17 protein-coding genes are annotated in these 22,407 nt (G+C 65.9%); 14 read left to right on the forward strand and 3 right to left on the reverse strand.

Annotated elements, in window-relative coordinates:
* Positions 1-2: 2 nt before the first annotated feature.
* Both sfsA and AVCA_RS19395 read right to left on the reverse strand, forming a co-directional pair.
* Positions 3-710: a DNA/RNA nuclease SfsA gene (gene sfsA / locus AVCA_RS19390; protein ID WP_012702753.1), complete on the reverse strand. Its 708-nt coding sequence runs from the start codon at positions 708-710 to the stop codon at positions 3-5.
* Positions 700-1,875, reverse strand: coding sequence for a pyridoxal phosphate-dependent aminotransferase (locus tag AVCA_RS19395; RefSeq protein WP_012702754.1), 1,176 nt, complete (start codon positions 1,873-1,875; stop codon positions 700-702). Before AVCA_RS19395 ends, sfsA begins: the two co-directional genes overlap by 11 nt.
* A 203-nt stretch (positions 1,876-2,078) precedes the next feature.
* Between AVCA_RS19395 and dksA the strand changes: the two genes are divergently transcribed.
* The 14 genes from dksA to AVCA_RS19465 all read left to right on the forward strand — a co-directional run bounded on the left by dksA (position 2,079) and on the right by AVCA_RS19465 (position 20,186).
* A complete protein-coding gene (dksA, locus tag AVCA_RS19400) occupies positions 2,079-2,516 on the forward strand; it encodes an RNA polymerase-binding protein DksA (protein ID WP_012702755.1) in 438 nt (145 codons plus the stop codon).
* A gap of 94 nt (positions 2,517-2,610) precedes the next feature.
* Complete coding sequence (gluQRS, locus tag AVCA_RS19405) at positions 2,611-3,507, forward strand: tRNA glutamyl-Q(34) synthetase GluQRS (RefSeq protein ID WP_012702756.1); 897 nt, start codon at positions 2,611-2,613, stop codon at positions 3,505-3,507.
* A gap of 93 nt (positions 3,508-3,600) precedes the next feature.
* Positions 3,601-3,777: a hypothetical protein gene (locus AVCA_RS25790; protein ID WP_012702757.1), complete on the forward strand. Its 177-nt coding sequence runs from the start codon at positions 3,601-3,603 to the stop codon at positions 3,775-3,777.
* Positions 3,767-6,712: a sensor histidine kinase gene (locus tag AVCA_RS19415; RefSeq protein WP_012702758.1), complete on the forward strand. Its 2,946-nt coding sequence runs from the start codon at positions 3,767-3,769 to the stop codon at positions 6,710-6,712. Before AVCA_RS25790 ends, AVCA_RS19415 begins: the two co-directional genes overlap by 11 nt.
* 22 nt (positions 6,713-6,734) lie before the next feature.
* Entirely contained in the window at positions 6,735-8,135 is a 1,401-nt protein-coding gene (locus AVCA_RS19420; protein WP_012702759.1) for a sigma-54-dependent transcriptional regulator, read from the forward strand.
* Positions 8,136-8,799: 664 nt separating this feature from the next.
* Positions 8,800-10,191 (forward strand): polynucleotide adenylyltransferase PcnB, encoded by a 1,392-nt coding sequence (locus AVCA_RS19425; protein WP_012702760.1) that lies wholly within the window; start codon positions 8,800-8,802, stop codon positions 10,189-10,191.
* On the forward strand, positions 10,191-10,679 hold the full coding sequence (folK, locus tag AVCA_RS19430; RefSeq protein WP_012702761.1) for a 2-amino-4-hydroxy-6-hydroxymethyldihydropteridine diphosphokinase: 489 nt from the start codon (positions 10,191-10,193) through the stop codon (positions 10,677-10,679). The genes AVCA_RS19425 and folK overlap by 1 nt, the downstream gene beginning before the upstream one ends.
* Before the next feature lie 105 nt (positions 10,680-10,784).
* Complete coding sequence (gene panB / locus AVCA_RS19435; protein WP_041807617.1) at positions 10,785-11,585, forward strand: 3-methyl-2-oxobutanoate hydroxymethyltransferase; 801 nt, start codon at positions 10,785-10,787, stop codon at positions 11,583-11,585.
* Entirely contained in the window at positions 11,582-12,433 is an 852-nt protein-coding gene (gene panC / locus AVCA_RS19440; RefSeq protein WP_012702763.1) for a pantoate--beta-alanine ligase, read from the forward strand. Before panB ends, panC begins: the two co-directional genes overlap by 4 nt.
* Before the next feature lie 120 nt (positions 12,434-12,553).
* A complete protein-coding gene (gene panD / locus AVCA_RS19445) occupies positions 12,554-12,934 on the forward strand; it encodes an aspartate 1-decarboxylase (protein ID WP_012702764.1) in 381 nt (126 codons plus the stop codon).
* A 124-nt stretch (positions 12,935-13,058) separates the two neighbouring features.
* Complete coding sequence (gene pgi, locus AVCA_RS19450) at positions 13,059-14,723, forward strand: glucose-6-phosphate isomerase (protein ID WP_012702765.1); 1,665 nt, start codon at positions 13,059-13,061, stop codon at positions 14,721-14,723.
* A 129-nt stretch (positions 14,724-14,852) separates the two neighbouring features.
* Positions 14,853-16,790, forward strand: a complete 1,938-nt coding sequence (gene acs / locus AVCA_RS19455; RefSeq protein WP_012702766.1) for an acetate--CoA ligase — start codon at positions 14,853-14,855, stop codon at positions 16,788-16,790.
* Between the two features lie 139 nt (positions 16,791-16,929).
* Positions 16,930-19,875: a DUF748 domain-containing protein gene (locus tag AVCA_RS19460; RefSeq protein WP_012702767.1), complete on the forward strand. Its 2,946-nt coding sequence runs from the start codon at positions 16,930-16,932 to the stop codon at positions 19,873-19,875.
* A complete protein-coding gene (locus AVCA_RS19465; protein WP_012702768.1) occupies positions 19,872-20,186 on the forward strand; it encodes a DUF2845 domain-containing protein in 315 nt (104 codons plus the stop codon). Before AVCA_RS19460 ends, AVCA_RS19465 begins: the two co-directional genes overlap by 4 nt.
* Before the next feature lie 72 nt (positions 20,187-20,258).
* Here the strand turns inward: AVCA_RS19465 and pnp are convergent, their stop codons facing one another.
* A complete protein-coding gene (gene pnp / locus AVCA_RS19470; protein ID WP_012702769.1) occupies positions 20,259-22,367 on the reverse strand; it encodes a polyribonucleotide nucleotidyltransferase in 2,109 nt (702 codons plus the stop codon).
* Positions 22,368-22,407 lie beyond the last annotated feature (40 nt).

The following is a 22,407-nucleotide window of genomic DNA, read 5'->3' on the forward strand; positions in this document are numbered from 1 at the left end:
CCCTACAGGCACACCTCGAGCCGGCGTACCAGCCGGATCGCCGCAGGCGACAGCTCGGCGCCGTAGGCGAGCACTTCGACGCCCGCCGCCACGGCTTCGCGCAGCGCCTGCGCATAGCCCGGGTCGATTTCCGCCGCCGGGCGCACCGCCGCGATGCCGGACAGATTCACGCAATACAATTGCACCGTGCGCACGCCCTGCCGCGCCAGGACCGCCAGCTCGCGCAGGTGCTTGGCGCCGCGCTCGGTGCGGGCATCCGGGAAGGCGGCGACCGGGCTGTCGGCGAAGCCCAGGGTGACGCTCTTCACCTCGACGAAGGCCGTCCCGTCCGGATAGTCCAGGCAGAAGTCCACCCGGCTGTTCTCCAGCCCGTAGCGGACCTCTCGCCGCAGTCCGGTAAACCCCGTCAGCTCGGCGATCGAGCCGGCGCGCAATGCCTCCTCCACCAACGGATTGGCCCGCGCGGTATTCACGCAGGCCAGCCGTCCCTGCGGGGTCTCGCTCAGCTCCCAGGTGCCCGGCAGCTTGCGCCTGGGGTCGTTCGAGCGGCTGAACCAGACGCGCCCACCCTCGGCCATGCAGTTGAACATGGAGCCGGTGTTCGGGCAGTGGATGCACAGCGCCTCGCCGTCCGGCGTCTCGATGTCGGCGAAAAAGCGCTTGTAGCGGCGCAGCAGGTGCCCTTCTTCCAGCGGCGGATCAAAGCGCATCGGGTCGCCAGCTCCTCAGGCCACGGGCGATGCGCTCGACCGCCTGCTCCAGGCGCGGCAGGCTCTGCGTGTAGGCGAAGCGCACATGGCGGCCGGCCAGGTGCCGGCCGAAATCGACGCCCGGCGTGATGGCGACGAACTCGCGCTCCAGGAAGTGTCGGCAGAAGGCGAAGGCATCCCCGCCGAAGGCGCCGATATCGGCATACAGATAAAAGGCCCCTTCGGGCTCCACGGCGATGCCGAAACCCAGCTCGCGCAGTGCCGGCAGCAGGTAGTCGCGGCGCCGGGCGAACTCGGCGCGGCGCGCTTCGAGAATCGCCAGGGTTTCCTCCTCGAAGCAGGCCAGGGCAGCGTGCTGGGCCAGGGTCGAGGCGCTGATGTAGAGGTTCTGCGCCAGCTTCTCTAGTTCGGGCACCGCCGCCGCGGGCGCCACCAGCCAACCGAGCCGCCAGCCGGTCATGCCGAAATACTTGGAAAAACTGTTGAGCACGAAGGCGTCGTCGTCCACTTCCAGCACGCTGGGCGCATCCACACCGTAGGTCAGGCCATGGTAGATCTCGTCCACCACGAGGTGGCCGCCACGCACACGCAGGGCGGCGGACAGCGCCGCCAGTTCGTCGCGACGCAACAGCGTTCCGGTGGGGTTGGCCGGCGAGGCGACCAGAGCGCCGACGCTCTGCTCGCGCCAGTATCGCTCGACCAGCTCCGGGGTCAGTTGGTAACGCTGCTCCGGTCCGACCGGCACCAGTTGCGCATCTCCCTCGACCAGGCGCAGGAAGTGACGGTTGCAGGGATAGCCGGGATCGGCCAGCAGCCAGTGCCGGCCCGGATCGACCAGTAGGCTCGTGGCCAGCAGCAGGGCACCCGAGCCGCCGGGCGTGATCAGGATGCGCCCGGGGTCTATAGTCAAGCGATGACGCCGGGCGTAGAAGCGGGCGATGGCCTCGCGCAGCTGCGGCAGGCCGCGCGCGGCGGTGTAGCGGGTGTGCCCGGCCGCCAGCGCCGCCTGCCCGGCGGCGACGATGGGCGCTGCCGTGGAAAAATCCGGCTCGCCGATCTCCAGGTGGATCACGTCATGGCCCAGGGCCTGGAGTTCGTTGGCACGGGCCAGCAGGGCCATGACATGAAAGGGTTCGATGGCGCGACTGCGCGCACTGTAGGGCATGGGCCTTCCATACAAACAAATGGGGGCGAAGGAATGGATTCTACTCCGCCGGGACCGCTCTGGCAGCCGCCATGGCGGAGCCTGGGAGTAGCGCGGCCCGATGGCTTCTGGTAAGTTCGGCCGCTTGCGGTCGCAGGGCCGACATCCGTCGGCAGGGAACATGTGCCTGCGTGTATGGATTAGAGAAAGCGAGGCGGTCATCCATGCCCACCAAAGCAAAACAGAACAACTTGGTTCGCGGTTTCGTACCTTACCCGGAAACCCCGGGCGAGGAATACATGAGCGAGAACATGCGCGCTCATTTCACCAACATCCTCAACAAGTGGAAGCAGGAGTTGATGGAAGAGGTCGACCGCACCGTGCACCACATGCAGGACGAGGCCGCCAACTTCCCCGATCCCGCCGACCGGGCCAGTCAGGAAGAGGAGTTCAGCCTGGAACTGCGTGCCCGTGACCGTGAACGCAAATTGATCAAGAAGATCGACGAAACCCTGCAACTGATCGAGGAAAACGAATACGGCTGGTGCGACTCCTGCGGCGTGGAAATCGGCATTCGCCGCCTCGAGGCGCGCCCCACCGCCACCCTGTGCATCGACTGCAAGACGCTGGCGGAAATCAAGGAAAAGCAGATCGGCAGTTGATCCTGCGTGCGGGGCGCCCCGGCGGCGCCCCCTCGCGTCCGCGGCCCGACGGGTTGCCGGCGTCGATCGCCAGCCAGCCGAGCGCTACCCGCGCATGATCGTCTCCCCGCCCGTTCCTTACGTCGGTCGCTTCGCTCCCACTCCCAGCGGCTACCTGCACTTCGGTTCGCTGATCGCCGCCCTGGCGTCCTATCTGGATGCGCGCCACGTCGGTGGTCGCTGGCTGCTGCGCATGGAGGACCTCGACCCGCCCCGCGAGGTGCCGGGTGCCCAGGCGGGCATCCTCAAGACCCTGGAAGACTATGGTTTCGAGTGGGACGGCGAAGTGGTGCGCCAGAGCGAGCGTCTGGCAGCGTACGGCGAGACGGTCGAGCACCTGCTCGAGCGGGGGCTGGCCTATGCCTGCACCTGTTCGCGCAAACGACTGGAGGGATTTTCCGGAATCTATCCGGGCTTCTGCCGGGAGGCTGGACAGGCCAGCCGCGACGCCGCCATCCGCCTGCGCGTGCCGGAGCGCGAATACGCCTTCGTCGACCGGGTGCAGGGCGCCTTCGCCCAGCAGCTCGCCCGCGAGGTCGGCGACTTCGTAATCCGCCGCCGCGACGGCCTGTACGCCTACCAGTTGGCGGTGGTCCTCGACGACGCCTGGCAGGGTGTGACCGACGTGGTGCGCGGCGCCGACCTGCTCGACTCGAGCCCGCGCCAGCTCTACCTGCAGGAACTGCTCGGCCTGTCCCGGCCGCGCTATCTGCATGTACCGCTGATCGTCCAGCCGGACGGCCACAAACTCGGCAAATCCTATCGCTCCCCGCCGCTCCCCGCCGAACGGGCCGGTCCGTTGCTGCAGCGCGCCCTGCGCGCGCTCGGTCAGTGCCCGCCGGCCGGGCTGGAGCATGCCCGCCCGCGAGAGCTGCTCGACTGGGGCATCGCCCACTGGGATGCGGAGCGCATTCCGCGCCGTGGAACCCTGGCCGAGGCCACGCTCGGCTGAACGGTCGTCCGACGGGATACCGTCACGCTTGCGCCGGCGCGCGCTTCCATTACCATCGCCGACGCCATTGCCCATCCACCATGGAGGCACGCCATGTACATCTACCGACTGGTCCTGCTGCTGGTGGTGGGAATCTATCTGTTCTCCCCCGCCATCATGGACTGGTGGATCGACCCCAACGGCGCCTGGTACCGCCCGTACCTGCTGTGGCTGATCCTCATCGTGGTGACCTTCATCCTGCAGAGCCAGCCCGACGCCGATGAGCTTTAGCCTGAGTGAACTGCTGCTGATCAGCGCCGCCTACCTGCTGACCCTGTTCGGCGTCGCCTGGCTCAGCGAGCAGGGCCTGATCCCGCAGCGGCTGATCCGCCATCCGCTGGTCTACACCCTATCCCTCGGCGTGTATGCCAGCGCCTGGGCCTTCTACGGCGCGGTCGGCATGGCCTACCAGTACGGCTACGGCTTTCTCGCCTGCTACCTGGGGGTTTCCGGCGCCTTCATGCTGGCGCCGGTGCTGCTCTACCCGATCCTGCGCCTGACCCGCACCTACCAACTGTCGTCCCTGGCCGACCTGTTCGCCTTCCGCTTCCGCAGCACCTGGGCCGGCGCGCTGACCACCCTGTTCATGCTGGTCTCGGTACTGCCGCTGCTGGCCCTGCAGATCCAGGCCGTCACCGACTCGGTGGGCATCCTCACCCAGGAGCCGGTGAAAGCGCGCGTGGCCCTGAGCTTCTGCGCCCTGATCATGCTCTTCACCATCCTCTTCGGCTCGCGGCATATCGCCACCCGCGAGAAACACCAGGGCCTGGTCTGCGCCATCGCCTTCGAGTCGCTGGTCAAGCTGGTGGCCCTCGGCGGTATCGGGCTCTATACCCTGTACCGGGTGTTCGACGGTCCCCAGGGCCTGGAGCAGTGGCTGCTGCACCAGCGGGAAGTGCTGGGCACGCTGCACACGCCGCTGCAGGAAGGCCCCTGGCGCACCCTGCTGCTGCTGTTCTTCGCCTCGGCCATCGTCATGCCGCACATGTACCACATGGCCTTCACCGAGAACCTCAACCCCCGCGGCCTGGCCAGCGCCAGTTGGGGCCTGCCGCTGTTCCTGTTGCTGATGAGCCTGGCCGTCCCGCTGATCCTCTGGGCCGGCATGCACCTGGAAGTCGCCACCGGCCCGGAATATTTCACCCTGGGCGTGGGCCTGGCGCTGGAAAACGCGCCCCTCACTCTGCTGGCCTATGTCGGTGGACTGTCCGCCTCCAGCGGGCTGATCATCGTCCTGACCCTCGCCCTGTCCGGGATGACCCTCAATCACCTGGTGCTGCCGCTGTACCAGCCACCGGCCGAAGGCAACATCTACCGCTGGCTGAAATGGACGCGGCGTACGCTGATCATCGCCATCATCGCCGCCGGCTACGCCTTCTACCGAATGCTGGACGCCAGCCAGAACCTGTCCAACCTCGGCGTCACCGCCTTCGTCGCCACCTTGCAGTTCCTTCCCGGCGTGCTTTCGACCCTCTACTGGCAGACCGCCAACCGTCGCGGTTTCATCGCTGGCCTCCTGGTCGGCATGACGGTATGGCTGGGCGGCATGATGCTGCCCATGCTCGGCAACCTGCAGGACGTGCACCTGCCGTTGCTGAATTTCGTCTATGCGCTGGACGACACCAGTTGGCACCTGGCGGCGATCACCTCGCTGGCCGCCAACGTGCTGGTGTTCTCCCTGGTGTCGATATTCACCGAGCCGAGCCCCGAGGAGCGCAGCGCCGGCGAGGCCTGCGCCGTGGACAACGTGCGCCGGCCGCAGCGCCGCGAACTGCTGGCCACCTCCGCCCAGGAGTTCGCCGCCCGGCTGACCCGCCCGCTCGGCGCCAGGACCGCTCAGCGCGAGGTGAAGCAGGCCCTGCGCGACCTGCACCTGCCGTTCGACGAGAGCCGCCCCTTCGCCCTGCGACGCCTGCGCGACCGCATCGAGGCCAACCTGTCCGGCCTGATGGGGCCGAGCGTGGCGCAGGATATCGTCGAGACCTTCCTGCCCTACAAGACCGCCAGCGAAGACTACATCACCGAGGACATCCACTTCATCGAAAGCCGCCTGGAAGACTACCGCTCGCGCCTGACCGGCCTGGCCGCCGAACTCGACGCGTTGCGCCGCTACCACCGGCAGACCCTGCAGGAACTGCCGATGGGCGTCTGCTCGCTGTCCAAGGACAAGGAGATCCTCATGTGGAACCGGGCCATGGAGGAACTCACCGGCATATCCGCCGAGCGCGTGGTCGGCTCCTGTCTGACCACCCTCGACCCCCCCTGGCGGAACCTGCTGGAGGACTTCGTCCAGCGCTCCGACGAACACCTGTACAAGCAGCGGCTGTCGCTGGACGGCCAGATGCGCTGGCTCAACCTGCACAAGGCGGCGATCGACGAGCCCCTGGCCCCGGGCAGCAGCGGCCTGGTCCTGCTGGTCGAAGATCTCACCGAAACCCAATTGCTGGAAAACAAACTGGCGCACTCCGAGCGCCTGGCCAGCATCGGCCGCCTGGCCGCCGGCGTGGCTCACGAGATCGGCAATCCGATCACCGGCATCGCCTGCCTGGCGCAGAACCTGCGCGAGGAACACGAGGACGATGCCGAACTGGGCGAGATCAGCAGCCAGATCATCGACCAGACCAAGCGGGTGACGCGCATCGTCCGCTCGCTGATGAGCTTCGCCCATGCCGGCAGCCACACGCAGGCCAGCGAAGCGGTGTGCCTGGCCGACATCGCCCGCGAGGCGATCGGCCTGCTGTCGCTCAACCGCGAAGGCACCGAGGTCAGCTTCCTCAATCTCTGCGATCCCGGCCACTGCGTGGTCGGCGACCCTCAGCGGCTGGTGCAGGTACTGGTCAACCTGCTTTCCAACGCCCGCGACGCCTCCCCTCCCGGCGGAGTCATCCGCGTGCGCAGCGAGGCCGTGGAACAGAGCATCGACCTGATCGTCGAGGATGAGGGCAGCGGCATCCCCAAGGCCATCGCCGGCCGTCTGTTCGACCCCTTCTTCACCACCAAGGACCCAGGCAAGGGGACCGGCCTCGGCCTCGCACTGGTCTATTCGATCGTGGAAGAGCATTATGGCCGGATCGCCGTCGACAGCCCGGCCGACCCCGAGCGGCAACGCGGGACCCGCATCCGGGTCACCCTGCCACGGCATGTCGACATGGCGCCGGTGCCGTGAGACCGTCGAGAGAGTCCGTCCGATGCCACATATTCTGATCGTCGAAGACGAAACCATCATCCGCTCCGCCCTGCGCCGCCTGCTGGAACGCAACCACTATCAGGTCAGCGAGGCCGGCTCGGTGCAGGAAGCCCGGGAGCGCCACAGCCTGCCCGGCTTCGACCTGATCATCAGCGACCTGCGCCTGCCCGGCGCGCCCGGCACCGAACTGATACGCCTGGCCGAGGGTACCCCGGTACTGATCATGACCAGCTATGCCAGCCTGCGCTCGGCGGTGGACTCGATGAAGATGGGCGCGATGGACTACATCGCCAAGCCCTTCGACCACGACGAGATGTTGCAGACGGTGGCGCGCATCCTCAGCGAGCGCCGCCAGGCGCCGGCCGCCCTGGCCGAACCGGCGGCCGCCCAGGCCCCCGCCCCGGCCAGCGGCGAGATCGGCATCATCGGCTCCTGTCCCGCCATGCGCGATCTGTTCGGCAAGATCCGCAAGGTCGCCCCGACCGACTCCACGGTGCTGATCCAGGGCGAATCCGGCACCGGCAAGGAACTGGTCGCCCGCGCCCTGCACGACCTGTCGAAACGCGCCAAGGCCCCGCTGATCTCGGTGAACTGCGCAGCGATCCCGGAAACCCTGATCGAATCCGAACTCTTCGGCCACGAGAAAGGCGCCTTTACCGGCGCCGTCGCCGGACGCACCGGCCTGGTCGAAGCCGCCGACGGCGGCACCCTGTTCCTCGACGAGATCGGCGAACTGCCCCTGGAGGCCCAGGCGCGCCTGCTGCGCGTGCTGCAGGAGGGCGAGATCCGCCGGGTCGGCTCGGTGCAGTCGCAGAAGGTCGATGTCCGCCTGATCGCCGCCACCCACCGCGATCTCAAGGGACTGTCCAAGACCGGCCAGTTCCGTGAGGACCTGTTCTACCGGCTCAATGTCATCTCGCTGAAGCTGCCGGCCCTGCGCGAGCGCGACGGTGACGTCCTGGAGATCGCCCAGGCCTTCCTCAGGCGCCAGAGCGAGCGCATGGAGCGCGGCGAGCTGTGCTTCTCCCCCGAGGCCGAGCGGACCATCTGCCAGTACGCCTGGCCGGGCAACGTGCGCGAACTGGAGAATGCCATCGAGCGCGCGGTGATCCTCTGCGAAAGCCAGACCATACCGGCCGACCTGCTGGGCGTCGATGTCGAACTGGAAGACCTGGAGGACGATGATTTCGCCGAATTACCCGATCCCGAGGTCGACGGCAGCCACGAGCCCACCGAGGATCTCTCGCTGGAAGACTACTTCCAGCACTTCGTCCTGGAGCATCAGGACCACATGACCGAGACCGAACTGGCCCGCAAGCTCGGCATCAGCCGCAAGTGCCTGTGGGAACGTCGCCAGCGTCTCGGCATTCCGCGCCGCAAGTCGAGCGCTCCCAGTTCCTGAAGGACATCGGGTAACAACCGGCCGCCGACAGGCTGTTACCCCCGAAAAAAGTGGTAACAGAAACCGGGTCGGCAGGTAACCAAGGCTCGGCCATCCATGTCACACAATCGACCATAAAAAATCTAAGCAACTGATTTAAAAGGAATTTCAATTTCTGGCACGACATCTGCTCTTTAATTCGTACAACAACAATAACAAGACGTACCACCCACAATAAGAACGACGACACGACTCCAGCCTAACAAGAACAACGACGCGGAGACGGAGCCAACCGATTTTTTTGGAGTAGGCGCATGCCCGCCGGGCGAAGCCCGCAGCCAGACCGAGAACAACAAAACTGCCACGAAGCAGCACCCGAACTGGTAGGTCCGCAGGACCCTAGGCAATATCTGCAACCAAAGAAATCCGTTTGCTATTGGCTCCCCATTGGGGGCCATCCCGGAGCCAAGGAGCCAACCGGGACGGGCGCACAACAAGAACAACAAGCCCGGAGCAGAACAAGAACAACGCACGCACCTCGATTTGAAAGGGAGCTTCGGCTCCCTTTCTGCGTTCGAGGGTCATTCCGGTTTCATCCATCCTCCGGTACCGGTGCTAGAATCCGCAGCCATTCCGCGGTCAGGCGCATTTCTGGCCGGCCACTCCGTCAAGCAGTGCACCTCCGATGCTGAAGAAGCTGTTCAAGTCCTTTCGCCTGTCCCTGAACCGCCCCCATCCGCGCAGCACGCCGGAGGTCCTTGGCAGCCAGCAGCATTCGCTGCGCCGCGCCGACATCAGCCGCCATGCCGTCAGCGTGGTGGAACGTCTGCAAAATGCCGGCTACCAGGCCTACGTCGTCGGCGGTTGCGTCCGAGACCTGCTGCTCGACATCGAGCCGAAGGACTTCGATGTCGCCACCAGCGCCACGCCCGAACAGGTCCGCGCCGAGTTCCGCAATGCACGGGTGATCGGCCGCCGCTTCAAGCTGGCCCATGTACATTTCGGCCGGGAAATCATCGAAGTCGCCACCTTCCGCGCCCACCATCCGGACGACGAGGAAGACGACGAGGACAACCATCTGGCGATGCGCCATGAAAGCGGCCGGATTCTGCGCGACAACGTCTACGGCACCCTGGAAGAAGACGCCCAGCGCCGCGACTTCACCATCAACGCCCTGTATTTCGACATCGCCCACGATCGCATCCTCGATTACGCCCATGGCGTGCACGACATCCGCAACCATCTGGTTCGCCTGATCGGCGATCCCGAGCAGCGTTACCTGGAGGACCCGGTGCGCATGCTGCGCGCCGTGCGCTTCGCCGCCAAGCTCGACTTCGACATCGAGCATCACAGCGCCGCACCGATCCGCCGGCTCGCACCGTTGTTGCGCGACATTCCCGCCCCCCGCCTGTTCGACGAGGTGCTCAAGCTGTTCCTCTCGGGTTACGCCGAAGACACCTTCGAGCTGCTGCTCGAATACGACCTGTTCGCCCCGCTGTTCCCCGCCACGGCCGCGGCCCTGGAGCGCAACCCGGATTATGTCGGACGGCTGGTCCGCCATGCCCTGGCCAATACCGACGAGCGCATCGCCCAGGGCAAGCCGGTGACTCCCGCCTTCCTGTTCGCCGCCCTGCTCTGGCCGGCCCTGCCATCCCGAGCCCTGGAGCTGCAGAAGCGCGGCATGCCGCCGATCCCGGCATTGCAGGAGGCGGCCCATCTGGTGCTCACCGAACAGTGCCGGCGCACCGCGATTCCCAAGCGTTTCACCCTGCCCGCCCGGGAAATCTGGGACCTGCAGGAACGCCTGCCGCGCCGCCAGGGCAAGCGCGCCGACCTGCTGCTCGAGCATCCGCGCTTCCGTGCCGGCTACGACTTCCTGCTGCTGCGCGAGGAGGCCGGCGAGCAGACCGGCGGTCTGGGCGACTGGTGGACCGACTACCAGGAGGCCAGCGACAGCGAAAGACGCAGCATGATCCGCGCCCTCGGCGGCAAGGACGAAGCCGGCAGCGCTCCGCGCAAGCGCCGCCGCCCCAACCGGCGCCGGCGCGGCTCGGGCGATGTGCCGGAGCGGGATTGATGGAGCGCGTCTATATAGGCCTGGGCAGCAACCTGGCCGACCCCGCCATGCAGTTGTGCGTCGCCCTCGACGCCCTGCGGACCCTGCCAGGCACACGCCTGGTGGCGGTTTCCGCCTTCTACGACAGCGATCCCCTGGGACCCGCCGACCAGCCGTACTATGTGAATGCCGTCGCCGCGCTGGACTCCGCATTGGCCCCCCTGGAACTGCTCGATGCCCTGCAGGCGATCGAGCGGAAACAGGGCCGGGTACGCAAGGCCGAACGCTGGGGCCCGCGCACCCTGGACCTGGATATCCTGCTGTTCGGCAACCGCCAATTGCACGAAAAACGCCTGACCGTCCCCCACTACCATCTCCACGCGCGCCCCTTCGTGCTCTATCCACTGGCCGAGATCGCCCCCGGGCTGCGCCTGCCGGACGGCCGCCCGCTCGACGAACTGCTCGCCGCCTGTCCGGCGCAAGGACTGCGCCGTCGTAGCGAATCATGAACGGGTGCCCAAAGCGGCAATTGACTTGAAGCCCCCCCATCAGGACTATAGGCCTCCCATTGCCTCGCATCGGTGCCCACCGATGCCGTCCCGGACGACACCGACATGCCCGACGTAACCCTGACCACTCTGCAAGGACTCAAGCAGCGCGGCGAAAAGATCGTCATGCTGACCTGCTATGACGCCACCTTCGCCCAGACCGCCAGCCAGGCAGGCATCGAGGTGCTGCTGGTCGGCGACTCCCTCGGCATGGTTCTGCAGGGCCACGACAGCACCCTGCCCACCAGCGTGGCCGAGATGGCCTATCACACCACCTGCGTCAGGCGCGGCAACCGCGGCGCGCTGATCGTCACCGATCTGCCGTTCATGTCCTATGCCTCGCTGGACCAGGCTCTGGAGAGCAGCGCCCAGGTCATGCGCGCCGGTGCCCACATGGTCAAGCTGGAGGGCGGCGCCTGGCTGTGCGAAACCGTGACGCGCCTGGCCGAGAACGGCATCCCGGCCTGCGTGCATCTGGGCCTGACTCCGCAATCGGTGAACCTGTTCGGCGGCTACAAGGTGCAGGGCCGCGACGAAGGGCGGGCGCGCCAGTTGCGTGCCGATGCCGAAGCCCTGGAGCGGGCCGGGGCGGCCATGCTGCTGCTGGAATGCGTGCCCAGCCCGCTGGCGGAACAGATCACCCGTGCGGCGGGCGTGCCGGTCATAGGCATCGGCGCCGGCGCCGCCACCGATGGCCAGGTCCTGGTCATGCACGACATGCTCGGGCTGTCCCTGACCGGGCGCACGCCGAAGTTCGTGAAAGACTTCATGGCCGGCCAGGAAAACATCCAGGCGGCCTTCGCCGCGTACACGCATGCGGTCAAGCAAGGCGAATTCCCCACAGCCGAACATGGATTTTCAGCATGATCACCCTCAAGACCGTCCGCGAACTACGCGCCGCCATCGCCCGGGCCCGTGGCGATGGCAAGCGCATCGCCCTGGTTCCGACCATGGGCAACCTGCACGCAGGACACATCGCGCTGGTAGAGAAGGCCCGCCAGCGTGCCGACTTCGTGGTCGCCAGCATCTTCGTCAATCCCTTGCAGTTCGGCCCCGCCGAGGATCTGGACAAGTATCCGCGCACCCTCGCCGCCGATCAGGAAAAACTGCTCGAAGGTGGTTGCAACCTGTTGTTCGCCCCCAACGCCGAGGAGATGTATCCGGGCGGCATGCAGGGACAGACGCGCATTTCCGTCCCCGTCGTCTCCGAAGGGCTCTGCGGCGCCGCGCGCCCCGGCCACTTCGAAGGTGTCGCCACCGTGGTGACCAAGCTGTTCAACATCGCCCAGCCGGACATCGCCCTGTTCGGCGAGAAGGACTACCAGCAACTGGCGGTGATCCGCACCCTGGTACGCGACCTCAACATGCCGATCCAGATCTTCGGCGAACCCACCGTACGCGCCGCCGACGGTCTGGCCCTGTCCTCGCGCAACGGTTACCTGAACGACGAGCAGCGCAACGTGGCGCCGGCGCTGTACCGCATCCTGAGCGACATCGGAACGGCCATCCAGGCAGGCGAACAGGACTTCGCCGGGCTTTGCGCCCGGGGACTGGAGGCGTTGCGCCAAGCCGGTTTCCGTCCCGACTACCTGGAGATCCGCGAGGCCGCCAGCCTGCGCCCGGCGGCTCCCGGGGACCTTCGGCTGGTCGTGCTCGCAGCGGCCTATCTGGGCAATACCCGCCTGATCGACAACCTGAGCGTCGACATCGCCTGAACATTGACGAAGGCTCGCCGGAACGGCCCGTAGGTCGGCCCGGGCGGGTCGTTTTCTTGATCACCCCCGGCGCTTGAGGCAAACTCAGCCGCCGCTAGTGGAACCTGAAGAGGAATCGCCATGCATGCCATCATGCTCAAGGCCAAACTGCACCGCGCCGAGGTGACCCACTCGGTGCTCGATTACGAAGGCTCCTGCGCCATCGATGGGGAATGGCTGGATCTGGCAGGTATCCATGAGTACGAGCAGATCCAGATCTACAACGTCGACAACGGCGAGCGCTTCACCACCTACGCGATCCGCGCCGAGGACGGCTCGAAGATGATTTCGGTGAACGGCGCCGCCGCGCACAAGGCGCAAAAGGGCGACCGCGTGATCATCTGCGCCTATGCGCATTACAGCGAAGCGGAGCTGGCCACGCACAAGCCGCGCATGCTGTACATGGCTCCCGGCAACGTGCTCAGCCATACCAGCAACGCGATTCCGGTCCAGGTTGCCTGAGTCGCCCGCCGCACGCCTGCGAGCCCCCCGCCCCGACGATGCCCGCTGCGGGCATCTTCCCCGCAAAGCCCGGAGCATTCCGGGCTTTTTGCTATCCGAACAGCTCCACAGGAAGCAGAACTCCATGCCGCACTACCAGCAACCTCTCGATGTGACGACCCTGAGTTCCTGGGAGGCGCTCCGCCAGCATCGCGAAGTCATGCAGTCCTTCCGTATGCGCGAGGCCTTCCAGAACGATCCGCAACGCTTCGACGAGTTCTCCCTGAGCAGCAGTGGCCTGTTTCTCGACTATTCGAAAAACCTGCTGACCCAGGAGACCCGCAGTCTGCTGATGCGCCTAGCGCGCGAGGCCGGGCTGGAAAGAGCTATCCATGCGCTGTTCGAAGGCGAAGCGGTGAACGCCTCCGAAGGCCGCCCCGCGCTGCACACCGCGCTGCGCCGGCCGATCGGCGACCGCCTGGTGGTCGACGGCGAGAACCTGATTCCCCAGGTGCACCGGGTACTCAACCAGATGACCGAACTGGTCGGCCGCATCCATGACGGCCTGTGGCGCGGCTACTCGGAAAAACCCATCACCGACGTGGTGAACATCGGCATCGGCGGCTCCTTCCTGGGGCCCCAACTGGTATCCGAGGCCCTGCTGCCCTTCGCCCAGCACGGCGTGCGCTGCCACTACCTGGCGAACATCGACGGCAGCGAGTTCCATGAACTGTCCTGCCGCCTGCGTGCCGAGACCACCCTGTTCATCGTCTCCTCGAAGTCCTTCGGCACCCTGGAGACCCTGAAGAACGCCCAGGCGGCACGTACCTGGTATCTGGCCCAGGGCGGCACGGAGAGCGAACTGCACCGCCACTTCATCGCCGTCTCCAGCAATATCGCGGCAGCGGTGGCCTTCGGCATCCGTCAGGAGAACATCTTCCCGATGTGGGACTGGGTCGGCGGACGCTATTCGCTGTGGTCGGCGATCGGCCTGCCGACCGCGCTGGCCATCGGCATGGCCAACTTCAAGGACCTGCTCTCCGGCGCCTATGCCATGGACCAGCACTTCCTGAGCGCGCCCTTCGAAAGCAACATGCCGGTATTGCTGGCCATGCTCGGCGTCTGGTACGGCAACTTCTGGGGCGCGCAGAGTCATGCCATCCTGCCCTACGACCACTATCTGCGGAACATCACCCAGCATCTGCAACAGCTGGACATGGAGTCCAACGGCAAGAGCGTGCGCCAGAACGGCAGCCCGGTCTCCTGCGAGACCGGCCCGGTGATCTGGGGCGGCGTCGGCTGCAATGGCCAGCACGCTTACCACCAGTTGCTGCACCAGGGCACCCTGCTGATTCCGGCGGACTTCATCGTGCCGGTGGTCAGCCACAACCCGGTGGCCGACCACCACCAGTGGCTGTACGCCAACTGCCTGTCGCAGAGCCAGGCACTGATGCTCGGCAAGACCCGCGAGGAGGCCGAGGCCGAGCTGCGCGCCAGGGGCATGAGCGAGGAGCAGGTGCAGCGCCTGGCACCGCACAAGGTGATTCCTGGCAACCGGCCGAGCAACACCCTGGTGATGGAGCGCGTCAGCCCGCACCGCCTGGGCGCGCTGGTCGCCCTCTACGAGCACAAGGTATTCGCGCAGAGCATCATCTGGGGTATCAATGCCTTCGACCAGTGGGGCGTCGAGTTGGGCAAGGAACTGGGCAAGAACGTCTACCAGCGCCTGACCGGCCATGACGAGTCGCCGGCCGAGGACGCCTCGACCCAGGGCCTGATCGGCTACTTCCGCGGCCGCCACCGCGGCTGACCCATCCCCGGGCGCAGGTTCCGCCCGGCCTGCGCCCCCCCCCTCCTGCCCCCCTTGCGCGACTTGAACACAGCGGTCCTCGGGTCCACGCTTAGGTCACCCGCGGATACACAAAAACAAGGAACCGCCATGTTCAAGATCGCCAACCATCCCGTCAGCGAAGCATTGCGCCAGCACAGCTGGCTGAACAATGACGACTATCTGCGCCTGTATCGGCAATCGGTCGAGCAACCGGACAGCTTCTGGGCCGAACAGGCCACCCTCTTCCTCGACTGGTTCAAGCCCTGGCGGAACATTCATCGCGGGGACATGAACAAGGGCGAGATCCACTGGTTCGAAGGTAGCCAGTTGAACGTCGCCCACAACTGCATCGACCGGCATCTGAAGCAGCGCGGCGATCAGGTGGCGATCATCTGGGAAGGCGACAATCCCGCCGACTCCGCGCGAATCACCTACCGCCAGTTGCACGAACAGGTCTGCCGTCTGGCCAATCTGCTGAAGAGTCGTGGCATCGGCAAGGGCGACCGGGTCTGCATCTACATGCCGATGATTCCCGAGGCCGCCTACGCCATGCTCGCCTGCGCCCGGATCGGCGCCGTTCATTCGGTGGTATTCGGCGGCTTCTCCCCGGAGGCGCTGCGCGACCGCATCCTCGACGCCGACTGCCGTCTCCTGATCACTGCCGACGAAAGCGTGCGCGGCGGCAAGGTCGTGCCCCTCAAGCGTAACGCCGATAAGGCCCTGCAGAGTTGCTCCGGGGTTTCCAGCGTGATCGTGGTGCGGCGCACCGGTGGCGCCATCGACTGGAACGTGGGACGCGATCTCTGGTACCACGAAGCCGTACCGGGCTGCAGCGCCGACTGTCCGGCCGAGCCCATGGACGCCGAGGCGCCGCTGTTCATCCTCTACACTTCGGGCAGCACCGGCAAGCCGAAGGGCGTGCTGCACACCACCGGCGGCTACCTGCTGCAGGCGGCGATGACCCACCAGTACGTGTTCGACTACCACGACGGCGACATCTACTGGTGCAGCGCCGACATCGGCTGGATCACCGGACACAGCTACATCGTCTACGGCCCGCTGGCCAACGGCGCCACCACCCTGATCTTCGAGGGCGTGCCCAACTATCCGGACGCCTCGCGCTTCTGGCAGGTGGTCGACAAGCATCGGGTGAACATCTTCTATACCGCGCCCACCGCACTGCGTTCGCTGATGCGTGAAGGCGAGGGCCCGGTCAGGAAAACCTCGCGCGCCAGCCTGCGCCTGCTCGGCTCGGTGGGCGAGCCGATCAACCCGGAAGCCTGGGAGTGGTACTACCACGTGGTCGGCGACAGTCGCTGCCCGATCGTCGATACCTGGTGGCAGACCGAAACCGGCGCCATCATGATCACCCCGCTGCCCGGCGCCACCCTGCTCAAGCCCGGCTCGGCGACCCGGCCGTTCTTCGGTGTGCAACCGGTACTGCTCGACGACAAGGGCAAGGAAATCGAGGGACCCGGCGCCGGCATCCTGGCCATCAAGGCCAGTTGGCCGAGTCAGATCCGCAGCATCTACGGCGACCATCAGCGCCTGATCGACACCTACTTCAAGCCCTGCCCCGGCTACTATTTCACCGGCGATGGCGCACGCCGGGACGAAGACGGCTACTACTGGATCACCGGCCGGGTCGATGACGTGATCAACGTGTCGGGCCACCGCATCGGCACCGCCGAAGTGGAAAGCGCCCTGGTGCTGCACGACAGCATCGCGGAAGCCGCCGTGGTGGGCTGCCCCCACGACGTCAAGGGCCAGTGCGTCTACGCCTTCGTCACCCTGGTCACCGGCAGCCGGCCCAGCGACCAGCTCAAGCGGGAGCTGATCGATCAGGTCAGCCGCGAGATCGGCGGCTTCGCCAAACCGGACTTTCTGCAATGGGCACCGCGCCTGCCGAAAACCCGTTCGGGCAAGATCATGCGCCGTATCCTGCGCAAGATCGCCTGCAACGAACTGGACAACCTGGGCGATACCTCGACCCTGTCCGACCCATCGGTGCTCCAGGAACTGATCGACAACCGCCTGAGCCACTGAGCCGAGGCGCCACGAAAGCGGGCGAGGCGCGTGGGAGAGCGCCTCATTCCCCTTCAGGGGACAGGCGCTCGGCTTCGGGAATCGGCGAGCTCATGACATACTCCCGACCAAGCCTGGTCAGAAAAGAAAAGATATTCCCATGCCCAAAGGACTGAAACCCGCCCTCGTTACCCTGGCCGCAGCCCCCGCCCTCTATGGCCTGTTCGGCTTCCTCGTTCTCCCTGGCGTCGCCCAGCAGGTGATCAATCGGCAACTCCCCCGCTTCGTCACCCAGCCGGCCAACCTGGAGCGCCTGGAGTTCAATCCCTTCACCTTGGAACTGACCCTGCACCGACTGCGCCTCGGTGAAGCGGGTAACGAGCAACTGGCCTTCGAGCGCCTGTACGGCAAGTTGCAATGGGATAGCCTGTGGAGCGGCCATCTGCATCTGGCCGAACTGCAACTGGAGCGCCCCCATGTGGAAGTGTTGCTCGACAAGCAGGGCGAACTGAATCTGGCCCACCTATTCAAACTCCCGCCGGCCAGCCCCGAACAGGAAGAAGAACCGGCCGGAGCCCCTTTCCCGGTGCACCTCGACCGTTTTCTGCTGAGCGCCGGCCAGATCCATTTCCAGGACCAGCAGCCGAGCGAGCCGGTCGAAGTCCGCTATGACGCCCTCCAGCTCGAAGTACGCAATCTCGGCACCTTGCCGAACGACACCGCCGAACTGACCCTGCAGGCCAGCGGGCCGAATGCCGGCCGGATCGACTGGAGCGGTCAGTTCAGCCTGGTGCCGATGCGCTCCAGCGGCAAGCTGGGCATCGACCAGCTCGGCCTGGCCACCTGGTGGCCCTACGTGCGGAATTCCGTGCCCCTGGTGCTGGAGAACGGCACGCTCAGCCTGAGCAGCGACTACCAGTTGGATCTGGCGGAAGGTTTTCGCCTGCAGTTGCAGAACGCCGCCCTCAAGCTCGCACCGTTCGCCATCAAGGCGCCGGATGGCCGGCCCCTGGCCCGCCTGCAGAGCCTGGAGGTCGGCAAGACCTCGCTCGACCTGGCCGAGCGCCGGGTGTCGATCGGCCAGGTGCAGGGCCAGGGCCTGGAAACCTGGGCGGCCCGCGAGGCCGACGGCGAGTTGGACTGGCAGAAATTGTTCGCTTCCGGCGCACCCGGAAAAACACCGAGCAAAAGCGCCGCCGACGACGCCAAGGATGAGGCCGGGCAACCCGGCGCGCCCGAAAAGGAACCCGGCAAGCCCTGGCAGATCGTCCTGGCGGATGTCCGGCTGCGCGGCAGCCGCCTGTACCTGGCCGACCGGGTGCCGAAGCAGGACGTGGAACTGCTGGTCGGCCCGCTGGATCTCAGCCTGCGCGACTTCGACAGCCTCGGCCGTAGCCCCTTCAGGCTCGAACTGGACAGCGGCATCGGCCGCCAGGGCCGACTCAAGGCTGCCGGCCAGGTACAACTGAGCCCGCTCGCCGCACAACTGCAAGTCGGCAGCAGCGATCTGGACCTGCGCCTGGCGCAGGCCTATATCGCGCCCTTCGTTCGCCTGGAACTGCGTAGCGGGCAACTCGACAGTGCCCTGAAGGTCGACCTGAAGGGCGGCGAAAAGCTGGCCCTGCGGGTCGACGGTCGCGCCAGCGTCAAACAACTGCACATCCTCGATACCCTGAAAAACCGGGATTTCGTCAAGTGGCGCCAGTTGACCCTCGAAAACCTCAGCTACCGCCATGACGAGCAACTGAGCATCGAACGGGTTCTGCTCGAACAGCCCTATGCCCGTTTCATCGTCAACGAGGATCTGAGCACCAACGTCAGCGAACTGCTCATCGCCCAGGAAAAAGAACAGCCGAAGCCGGCCGGCAAGGGCGCGTCGAAATCCACGAAACAATCGGCCACCCAGCCGCTGGGCATCCGTATCGGCGCGGTGGAGATCAAGAACGGCTCGGCCAACTTCGCCGACTTCAGCCTGCGGCCCAACTTCGCCACGGCCATCCAGCAACTCAACGGGCGCATCGGCAGCCTGGACAATCGCCGGCCGAAGCCGGCCAGCGTGGATATCAAGGGCAAGGTGGACCGCTACGCGCCAGTCAGCATCAAGGGCGAGCTGAATCCCTTCGATCCGCTCGACAGCCTGGACATCGAGACTCGTTTCCAGCGAGTCGAACTGACCACTCTGACTCCCTATTCAGGCAAGTTCGCCGGCTATCGCATCCGCAAGGGACGCCTCAATCTGGACCTGCACTACCGTATCGTCAAAGGTGCGTTGAATGCCGAGAACAGCTTAGTCCTGGAGCAACTGCAACTGGGCGAGCAGGTCGACAGCCCGGATGCGGTGGACCTGCCGATCCGCCTAGCGGTGGCCTTGCTGAAGGACAGCCAGGGACGGATCGCCATCGACCTGCCGGTCCAGGGTGACCTGAACAACCCCCAGTTCAGCGTCATGCCCATCGTCTGGCAGACGCTGCGCAATCTGGTGGTGCGCGCGGCACAGGCGCCGTTCAAGTTCATCGCCGGGCTCGCCGGCGGCGACGCCGACCTCAGTCAGGTCGAGTTCGGCCCGGGCAGCAGCGAGCTGGACGCCGCGGCGCAGCGCAGCCTGGACGCCCTTGGCAAGGCACTGAAAGAGCGCCCGCAACTGCGTCTGGAGATCGAAGGCACGAGCGTCCAGGCCAGCGACGGCCCACTGATGGCAGAGCGGCGCCTGGAGCGCGAATACCGGAGCCTCTACTACCGCATCCTGCAACGACAGGGCGAACGCGTGCCGGCCAGCGCCGACGGACTGAAGGTTCCCGAGGACGAAAAGGGGCCGTTGCTCGAAGGCATCTACCGTAGCCGCCTGAAACAGCAACCGCCGGTGGAATGGAAGGAACTGGGCAAGCAAGAACGCACCACCCGGCTGCGCGAAGCCGTGCTGGCCTCCTGGAGCGACAACACGCTGCTGCTCCGCCAGTTGGCCCAGGCGCGCGCCGCCAGCATCAAGGCTTATCTGGTCGATCAGGCCGGCCTGGACGACCAGCGCATCTACCAGTTGGATGTCGGGATCAGCGAAGCGCCGGCTGGCGAGCGCATCAGCGTCCCGTTGCAACTGGCTGGCGAATGATGGCGCGCATGAATCCATTCCACCTGTCCGCCGCCTTGTTCGGCCCGTTGCCATCCCTGCTCCCGGCCGCCACCCTGCGTTGCGACAACCGGCTGATCAGTACCGGCGACTCCACCTACGAGGTCCTCGCCAAATGTGGCGAGCCGGTCAGCCGCGAGCCACTCGACTATCGAGAGTGGCGCGGCGACTGGGGCGCTCACCATGAACCGGCGCGGGAGGAATGGGTATATGGTCCGCGCAACGGCATGCACTACTTTCTGCGCTTCGAAGGCAACCGCCTGGCCGACATCGACAGCCGGCGCCTCCAATGAGAGGCGATGGTGCACCGAAACGAACGAGGGCCCCGCAGGGGCCCTCGTCTTTCCCTCTCACGAGTGCGGCGATCAGACGCCGGATGCCTCGGCAGCGGCGACGTCCTTGATCGACAGCTTGATGCGGCCACGGTTGTCCACATCGAGTACCAGCACCTTCACCTCCTGGCCCTCCTTGAGCACGTCGGTGACCTTCTCGATACGCTGGTCGCTGATCTGCGAGATATGCACCAGGCCATCCTTGCCCGGCAGGATATTGACGAAGGCGCCGAAGTCGACGATGCGCTCGACCTTGCCGACGTAGATCTTGCCGATCTCGGCTTCGGCGGTGATGGACAGCACGCGCTGCTTGGCCGCTTCCGCCGCCTCGCGGGTTTCGCCGAAGATCTTGATCGAACCGTCGTCCTCGATATCGATGGAGGCCTTGGTTTCCTCGCAGATGGCGCGGATGGTGGCACCGCCCTTGCCGATCACGTCGCGGATCTTGTCCTGGTCGATCTTCATCGACAGCATGGTCGGCGCGTTGGAGGACAGCTCGCTGCGCGACTGGCCGATCACCTGGCCCATCTGGCCGAGGATGTGCAGACGGGCCTCCAGTGCCTGGTTCAGGGCGATCTCCATGATTTCCTCGGTGATGCCCTGGATCTTGATGTCCATCTGCAGCGCGGTGACGCCAGCGGCGGTGCCGGCAACCTTGAAGTCCATGTCGCCCAGATGATCCTCGTCGCCGAGGATGTCGGTCAGTACGGCGAACTTCTCGCCTTCCTTGACCAGCCCCATGGCGATACCGGCCACCGGTGCCTTCATCGGCACGCCGGCATCCATCAGTGCGAGCGAGGCACCGCAGACCGATGCCATCGAGCTGGAGCCGTTGGATTCGGTGATTTCCGATACCACGCGCACGGTGTAGGGGAAGCTGTCGTCCTTCGGCAGCATGGCCTGCACGCCGCGGCGGGCCAGACGACCATGACCGATCTCGCGGCGACCGGCGCTGCCCATGCGACCGCACTCGCCGACCGAGAACGGCGGGAAGTTGTAATGCAGCATGAAGCTGTCCTTGCGCTCGCCTTCCAAGGTGTCGAGCACCTGGGCGTCGCGCGCGGTGCCCAGGGTGGCCACCACCAGCGCCTGGGTTTCGCCACGAGTGAACAAGGCCGAGCCGTGGGTCTTCGGCAGGACGCCGACCTCGATCTTCAGCGGACGTACGGTGCGGTTGTCACGACCGTCGATCCGCGGTTTGCCGTCGACGATGTTCTGACGCACGGTCCGGTACTCGATCAGACCGAAGGCCTCCTTGACCTCGGCGACGGATGGCTGCCCCTCCGCATCGCCGGCCAGCCGGGCGATGGTCTGCTCGCGCAGCTCATCCAGGCGGCCATAGCGCTCCTGTTTGACGGTAATGGTGTAGGCCTGCGAGATGGCCTCGCCGAATTCGGCGCGGATGGCCTCGAGCAGCGCGGTGTTCTCGACCGGCGGCTGCCAGTCCCAGGCCGACCGACCGGTCTCGGCGGCGAACTCCTTGATGGCCTGGATCACCGCCTGGAATTCTTCATGAGCGAACAGCACGGCGCCGAGCATCTGGTCCTCGGTCAGCTCTTCGGCCTCGGACTCGACCATCAGCACGGCGGACTCGGTGCCGGCCACCACCATGTCGAGGCGGGAAGCCTTGAGCTGCTCGTAGCTGGGGTTGAGCAGATAGCCGGTTTCCTCGTGGAAACCCACGCGAGCGGCGCCGATCGGACCGTTGAAGGGAATGCCGGAGACGGCCAGGGCGGCCGAGGTGCCGATCATCGAGGCGATATCCGGATCGGTCTTCTTGCTGGTGGACAGCACAGTGCAGATCACCTGCACCTCGTTCATGAAGCCCTCGGGGAACAACGGGCGGATCGGCCGGTCGATCAGGCGCGAGGTCAGGGTTTCCTTCTCGGAAGGACGGCCTTCGCGCTTGAAGAAACCGCCGGGAATGCGGCCGGCAGCGTAAGTCTTTTCCTGATAGTGCACGGACAGCGGGAAGAATCCCTTGCCCGGGTCGGCCTGCTTGGCGGCGACCACGGTGACCAGCACGGCCACCTCATCGTCGATGGTGACCAGCACGGCCCCGGAGGCCTGGCGGGCGATGCGGCCGGTCTCCAGGGTAACGGTCGACTGACCGAACTGGAATGTCTTGATAACCGGATTCACGGTATTTTCCTTCTCTATTGTTGCCTTGGGGAAATCCTCA

The organism is Azotobacter vinelandii CA, from assembly GCF_000380335.1.
Classification (GTDB): Bacteria; Pseudomonadota; Gammaproteobacteria; order Pseudomonadales; family Pseudomonadaceae; genus Azotobacter; species Azotobacter vinelandii.